Annotated in this window: 1 protein-coding gene; it reads left to right on the top strand. The window is 72.2% G+C overall.

The annotated features are described in order from the left end of the window. The coding region (locus AC6LJ2_RS30180) for a contractile injection system protein, VgrG/Pvc8 family (RefSeq protein ID WP_498152777.1) at positions 1–255 on the top strand (255 nt) is incomplete at both ends.

Below are 255 nucleotides of genomic sequence, written 5' to 3'. Positions count from 1 at the left end.
CCGACGTCGACAGCGCGCTGGCCGACCTGGCCCCGCGCCCCTACACCACGCAGTACCGCGAAACCGACTACGCCTTCATCAGCCGCCTGTTGGCCGAGGCCGGCCTGGGCTGGACCGTGCTGGAAGACGCCGAGGTGCCGGCGCGCCACGTGGTGCAGATTTTTGCCGACAGCCGTGCCCTGGCCGAAGACGCGGAGTCGTCCAGCGGCGGCGTGCGGTTCCAGCGCGCCAGCGCCACCGAATCGCGCGACACCG

It is taken from the genome of Achromobacter sp. 1014246743, from assembly GCF_059760725.1.
Note: the sequence above shows the minus strand (reverse complement) of the source record. Positions and strands in the feature narration are given on the sequence as shown.